This window comes from Aeromonas sp. 1HA1, from assembly GCF_029237385.1.
Taxonomy (GTDB): domain Bacteria; phylum Pseudomonadota; class Gammaproteobacteria; order Enterobacterales; family Aeromonadaceae; genus Aeromonas; species Aeromonas popoffii.
Genome location: NZ_JAACGC010000059.1, coordinates 21,095 through 27,507 on the forward strand (window position 1 = coordinate 21,095; position 6,413 = coordinate 27,507).

General features: G+C 57.5%; 4 protein-coding genes. 2 read left to right on the forward strand and 2 right to left on the reverse strand.

The window, feature by feature from the left end; all coding sequences use genetic code 11:
* Positions 1-13: 13 nt before the first annotated feature.
* Together GWQ22_RS16410 and GWQ22_RS16415 are read left to right on the forward strand one after the other, a co-directional pair.
* Positions 14-1,945: a GGDEF domain-containing phosphodiesterase gene (locus GWQ22_RS16410; RefSeq protein WP_275930962.1), complete on the forward strand. Its 1,932-nt coding sequence runs from the start codon at positions 14-16 to the stop codon at positions 1,943-1,945.
* A gap of 58 nt (positions 1,946-2,003) precedes the next feature.
* The gene (locus GWQ22_RS16415) at positions 2,004-2,192 is read left to right on the forward strand and encodes a hypothetical protein (RefSeq protein WP_080741189.1); all 189 of its coding nucleotides are present in this window, start codon (positions 2,004-2,006) and stop codon (positions 2,190-2,192) included.
* Positions 2,193-2,250: 58 nt separating this feature from the next.
* On the opposite strand, the gene rluA is transcribed toward GWQ22_RS16415, so the two are convergent.
* Both rluA and rapA read right to left on the reverse strand, forming a co-directional pair.
* Positions 2,251-2,907: a bifunctional tRNA pseudouridine(32) synthase/23S rRNA pseudouridine(746) synthase RluA gene (rluA, locus tag GWQ22_RS16420; protein ID WP_275930963.1), complete on the reverse strand. Its 657-nt coding sequence runs from the start codon at positions 2,905-2,907 to the stop codon at positions 2,251-2,253.
* A 115-nt stretch (positions 2,908-3,022) separates the two neighbouring features.
* Complete coding sequence (gene rapA / locus GWQ22_RS16425) at positions 3,023-5,890, reverse strand: RNA polymerase-associated protein RapA (RefSeq protein WP_275930964.1); 2,868 nt, start codon at positions 5,888-5,890, stop codon at positions 3,023-3,025.
* Positions 5,891-6,413: the final 523 nt, after the last annotated feature.

The following is a 6,413-nucleotide window of genomic DNA, read 5'->3' on the forward strand; positions in this document are numbered from 1 at the left end:
TGCGGGAGTGCGGGTGAAAGCAAAGACCAAGGCGTGGCCGTTACTTGCGGTGCTTTATCTATCCATCCTGTTGTTCACGGGAAGCACCCTGTATTGCCTCGCACAGATACAGAATGCAACACGGGTGATGGAGAAATATACCTATGATGTCTCCTGGGCCCTAATGCAGTTGCAGTTGGAGTTGGGGCGTTTCCTCAACTCCGTCGAGATCTACCATTATGGCGGCATAGATCATGACACCCTGATGCTGCGTTACGACATCCTCTGGAGTCGTACACCTATCCTGCTCAGTGGCCAACTGCGCCAGAGCATGAAGGACAAGCAGAAGACACTGCGGTTGGTGCAGCTGATCGAAAGCAATATCCGCGAGATGGAGTCCAACATCACTCACCTGAAATCGGGCTCGCCGGACTATCAGCAGATCATGATGCGGCTGGCCCCCCTGCAGGAACCTCTCTCTTACTCTCTTGAGTCTGTCATGCAGAAGAACATCAACGTCTATTCGGGCAATGACAAGCGTTTCGGCCAGTTGCGCAATGCCTTGCTGTTCATGGTGTCCGGCCTCGTGCTGTCGGTGATGCTGCTCAGTGGCCTGCTGATCCGCGAGGCTCGCCGGCACTTCCGTATGGCACGGGTTGATCCCCTGACCGGATTGGCCAACCGGCTGGCGTTGCTGGAGAGGATGGAGTCGTATGCAGCCAAGGAGACACCATTTGGCCTGGTGCTGGTGGATATCAACGATTTTCGTGATATCAACAGCAAATTTGGCTACAACACAGGTGACTTCCTGCTACGGGAGCTGGCAAAGCGGACCCGCAGCCTCTGTGAAAACGGGGAGTGGGTGGCACGTCTGGGTGGGGACCAATTCGCCATGATCCAGCGCGAGAGCAGCGACCTGCGACAGGTGAGGGAGCTGGTCTCCCGCTTGCTCCATGCACTCAAGCAGGACATTATCATCGACAATTACCCATTCCGGCTGGAAGTCGGGATCGGTATTGCCTTCTTCCCGATGGACAGCAAACTGACGCAGGAGTTGCTCAGCCGGGCCGAGCTGGCGCTGTTTCACAGTCGCAAGGCCCATGTCCCTTATGTCATTTATGACAATTCGCTGCTCAATGAGACGGCGCGACGCAAGCATCTGGCAAGCGACATGATAATGGCGTTGGAGCACAACGCACTTGAGCTTTATTACCAGCCCATCGTCAATCTCGAAAGTGGTCGCTGCGAGGCGGTCGAAGCTCTGCTGCGCTGGCGCCACCCTGAATTGGGCTTCATTCCGCCCAATGAGGTGATCCAGGTGGCGGAAGAGTTCCAGCTTGCCGAGAAACTGGGTAGCTGGGTGCTGAATACCGCCTGTGAGCAGCTCTATCAGTGGCAGCAGCTCGGGTTGGTCGATTTGCAGATGTGCGTGAACATCTCACCTGGCATGTACCAGCGCAACTTGTTGAAGCTGGTGGCCAAGGCCTTGATGGATCATCATATCCCGGCCGCCAGCCTGGTCTTGGAAGTGACCGAAGACACAACAATGCGCGAGGTGAAAAACTCCTTGCAGCTGATGCAGGATCTCAATCAGCAGGGTGTACAGCTGGCGCTGGATGACTTCGGGACCGGCTACTCCTCCCTCAGTTATTTGCAGAAACTGCCCGTCAGCAAGGTAAAGATCGATCGCTCTTTCATTCAGGGGATCGATACCTCAATAGAGGCCTCGGAGCTGGTCGCCAATATCTGCCGCATGGGCTCCATGCTGGGCAAAAGCCTTGTGTGTGAGGGGATAGAAACCCAGGCCCAGCTCGATGTGCTGCGCACCCTCACCGACATTCACCTCTATGGTCAGGGATATCTGTTCAGTCGTCCTGAACAGGCAGAGAAGGTCTATCAGACTTTGCTGGAGATGGAAGAGCAATGGCTGGAGCGACGTCAACCCAACAAGACGTATTTAATTTAGCCAAAATGGCTCATTAATGGCACAAGAGGGCCGATAGTCTTAGGGCAGGAGGTACACCATGGATATATCTAGTTCTGCATCAACGTCATTTGGTTCTGCTTTGCTGACAGCCAGTCTGGCCAAGAAACAGCAAACCCAGGATGGTGAAGCCGCATTGAAACTGCTCCAGACGGCTGCTCAATCAGCCCCGACCGCAGCGACATCGGCCAGCTCCACACTGGGAAGTAAAATCGATATTCGCGTCTGATCCTAATGAAAAAGCCCCCATCAGTTGATGGGGGCTTTTTTTATGTTCACGTTCTGGCCTATAGCGGAAAAGGTGCGGGAGCTTCAAAGGTCATACGCTCCCCACTGCGGGGGTGGCTGATGGTCAGCATGGTCGCATGCAGGTAGAGATGGGGGGCTGCCGCCAGCGCATCCGGATGGGCATAGAGGTTGTCACCCAGAATCGGGTGTCCCAGCTCCAGCATATGGACGCGTAACTGGTGGGAGCGACCGGTGATGGGGGTCAGCTTGATCAGGCTGTTGCCGTTCTCCACCTTCAGCTTTTCCCACAGGGTCAGGGCGTGGCGCCCCTCCTCGTGGTCCACCTTCTGTTTCGGGCGGTTGGGCCAATCGACGCAGAGTGGCAGATCTACCTGACCCGATTCTGCTTCCGGCTCACCCCACACCCAGGCGAGGTAGTGCTTCTCGGTCTCCCGCTCGCGAAATTGTCGGCTCAGCTCCCGATGAGAATTGGGGTTGAGAGGAATGACAATGACGCCAGTGGTGGACATGTCGAGGCGATGGGCAGCCGCCGCCTTGGGGTGTTGCTGCTTCACCCGATGCAGGACGCTGTCTTCATTCTCGGGGCCGCGCCCGGGGACGCTCAGCAGGCCAGTGGGCTTGTTGACCACCATGATGTCCTTGTCCTTGAACAGGACATCGAGCCAGGGTTCCAGAGGCGGTGAGTATTCAAACATAAATGTCTCGCATCAGACGGTGGGGGCAAGCCCCCATCAGTTATGGGTAACCACGATAAAGCGGCATTGGATATCCAGCTTGAGCTGGGTCTGGCCGCTGTCGGTCGGTACCTTGTCAGTTATGGGTGACCACGATAAAGCGGATTGCATCCAGCTTGAGTTGGGTCTGATCGATCAGGTGGTGCAATTCTGCCTGCAGATTGCGTAGATAATCCAGTTCGCTGTCGCGCACGTTCGGGTTGACTGCCTTGAGCGCTTCCAGACGATCCAGATCCTGCTGCAGGGTTTGCGCCATCTGGGCACGGGCCTTGTCGACAATCCCGGCTTTCAGCTCTTCGGCAATGGCCTGGCCCTTGCCAATCAGACCGTGGATCACCGGTTGGGATGCGGTGACCAGCTTGCTGCCAAGGTGGCGGTTGACCGGGGTCAGCTGGCGGTTAAAGGCATCAAACGCCACTTTCTCACCCAGATTCTGGCCGTTCTTGTCCATCAGCAGACGGATCGGGGTCGGCGGCATGAAGCGGTAGAGCTGGGGATGGGCTGCAGACTCGGCAACGAAGATCAGCTCAAGCAGGATGGAGCCGATGGGTAGTGCCTTGTTCTTGAGCAGTGCGACCGAGGTAGCACCGATCTCGGAGCCCAGGATCAGGTCGATACCGCCGCGCATCATGGGGTGATCCCAGGAGAGCAGCGCCATGTCATCCCGCGACAGGGCGGTATTACGATCAAAAGTGATGGTCATGCCGTCTTGCGGCAGGCCCGGGAAGCTGGAGACCAGCATGTGATCCCCGGGGGTCAGCACCATCGCGTTCTCGCCACGGTCATCCTGATTGACGCCGATCTCGTCGAACATCTTGAGGGCGAAGGAGATCATGCCGGTGTCGTCATCTTCGGCAGCCAGCTTGTCGACCAGCTGCTGGGCGGCAGCGCCCCCGCTGGAGTGGATCTCAAGCAGGCGATCGCGGCCCTGTTCCAGCCGGGCCTTGAGCGGCTCGTGCAGCTCGCGGGTCTTGACCAGCAGGGCGTCGAGAGTCGCCTGATCGCCAGTGTTGGCGGCCAGCAGCTCGAACAGCTCGTCACGCACCGCTTCGAATACCGGGCGGGCCGTCGGGCAGGTCTGCTCGAACGCATCCAGCCCATCGTGATACCAGAGCTGCAGGGCGCGCTGGGCGGTTCCTTCCAGATAGGGAACATGGAGCTCGACGGTATTCTGCTGACCGATACGATCCAGTCGACCGATACGCTGTTCCAGCAGATCCGGGTTGAGCGGCAGATCGAACAGCACCAGATGGCTGGCAAACTGGAAGTTGCGACCTTCTGACCCGATCTCGGAGCAGAGCAGCACCTGTGCGCCACCATCCTCTTGCGCGAAATAGGCGGAGGCCTTGTCCCGCTCGAGGATCGACATCCCTTCATGGAACACGGTGCCGCGGATCCCTTCACGGGTGCGCAGCGCCTCTTCCAGCTCGATGGCGGTGGCCGCTTCGGAGCAGATCACCAGCACCTTCTGTTGGCGGGCCGAGAGCAGCAGCCCCAGCAACCACTCGACGCGCGGGTCGAACTGAGTCCAGGTGGCGTTGTCGCCTTCGAACTGCTGGAAGATCTTCTCGGGGTAGAGGTAGCGCAGGGCACGGGTCTGCAGATCGCCACCATTGCCACCCATCATGCCCATCACCTTAATGGCAGTCTTGTACTGCTCGGGCAGCGGCATGGGGTAGACATTGAGGTGGCGCTCAGGGAAGCCCTGAATATTGGCGCGGCTGTTGCGAAACAGCACTCGGCCGGTGCCATGCTGATCCAGCAGCTTGGCGACCGCCTGCTGACGGGCGGCGGTATCGCTCAGATCCAGCCCTTCCAGCTGGTTGGCGAGGATCTGCCTGGCTTCATCGCTCAGGGTCTCGCCATCCAGCAGCTCTTGCGCTGCGCTGGCGACCTGACCATAAGCCTGCTCCTCGGCGAGGAAGGCCTCGTAGTCGTAGAAACGCTCGGGATCGAGCAGGCGCAGACGGGCGAAGTGGCTCTGGTGCCCCAGCTGATCCGGGGTGGCGGTCAGCAGCAGCACACCCGGCACCTGTTCTGCCAGCGCTTCCACCATTTCGTAGGCGCGGCTGGGGGCATCGATGCTCCACTCCAGATGGTGCGCTTCGTCAACAACCAGCAGATCCCACTCGGCTTCCAGCACCTGCTCGAAGCGACGACGCTTCTTGCGCAGGAAGTCGAGGCTGCAGATCACCAGTTGTTCGGTCTCGAAGGGGTTCTCCGCATCGGCGAACGCCTCAATGCAGCGCTCCTCATCAAACAGGGAGAAGTGCAGGTTGAAGCGGCGCAGCATCTCGACCAGCCACTGGTGTTGCAAGGTTTCGGGCAGCAGGATCAGCACCCTATGAGCGCGGCCGGAGAGCAGCTGCTGATGAATGATCATGCCCGCTTCGATGGTCTTGCCCAGACCTACTTCGTCCGCCAGCAATACGCGCGGGGCGTAGCGGTGCCCCACTTCATGGGCGATATAGAGCTGGTGCGGGATCAGGCTGACCCGGCCACCGGCCAGACCGCGAGTCGGGTTGCGACGACGCTGGTGCTGGTTGATCAACGCCTCGTAGCGCAGGGTAAAGCGGGACATACGGTCAATCTGACCGGCGAACAGGCGATCCTGCGGCTTGTTGAACTTGATAAAGTTGTTGAGAAACACTTCCTTGAGGGCAACGGGCTCATCATTGTCGGTGCGAACACCTACATATATAAGCAGGCCGTTTTTCTCCTGCACTTCTTCGACCGTCATGGTCCAGTCTTCGTGACTGGCTATCTGATCGCCCACATTGAAGCTGACCCGGGTGACCGGCGCCTCTTCTTTGGCATACATGCGGTTTTCACCGGTAGCCGGAAACAACAGGGTAACCATGCGTCCTTCAACAGCAACGACAGTCCCCAACCCCAGATCCGTCTCTGTATCACTAATCCAACGCTGGCCAAGTGCAAAAGGCATTAAACTCTCCAAAGCCCAAGAGTGTGTGAATCGCAAAGGGGCGCTATGTTACCCGAAGGCGTGACCTCGATCACCATGCATATGGATGTGGTGACGCCAAATCACCACAACCTTGATCTGTAGCCGGCAAGGCACCACTGAAGACAGGTCGATGTTGTAAAATGAGTGTTTTTTTGCGGGATAAACGGTCTTTCTGGTGGATTGGTGAGCTGTTGAGCTAATAATTCGAATTTAATTCGAAAAGGCCCTTGCAAGCGTGATCCAGATCCCTATAATGCGCCACATCGACAGGGCAAGCGGCAACGCAGTTAAGCCAGTCGGTGCCTCGAAAAGCCCTTGAAAATAAGGCTTGACTCGAGAAGGCGGTTGAGTAGAATTCCACTCCCGCAGCAACACACTGTTGCGTCGCTCTTTAACAATTTGAATCAAGCAATCTGTGTGGGCACTCACAGCATCGAACATCAAACAATTTTGTTGATTTTCAATGTCTGGTGAAGTGACCAAGACGATTTCTTAGCAATAA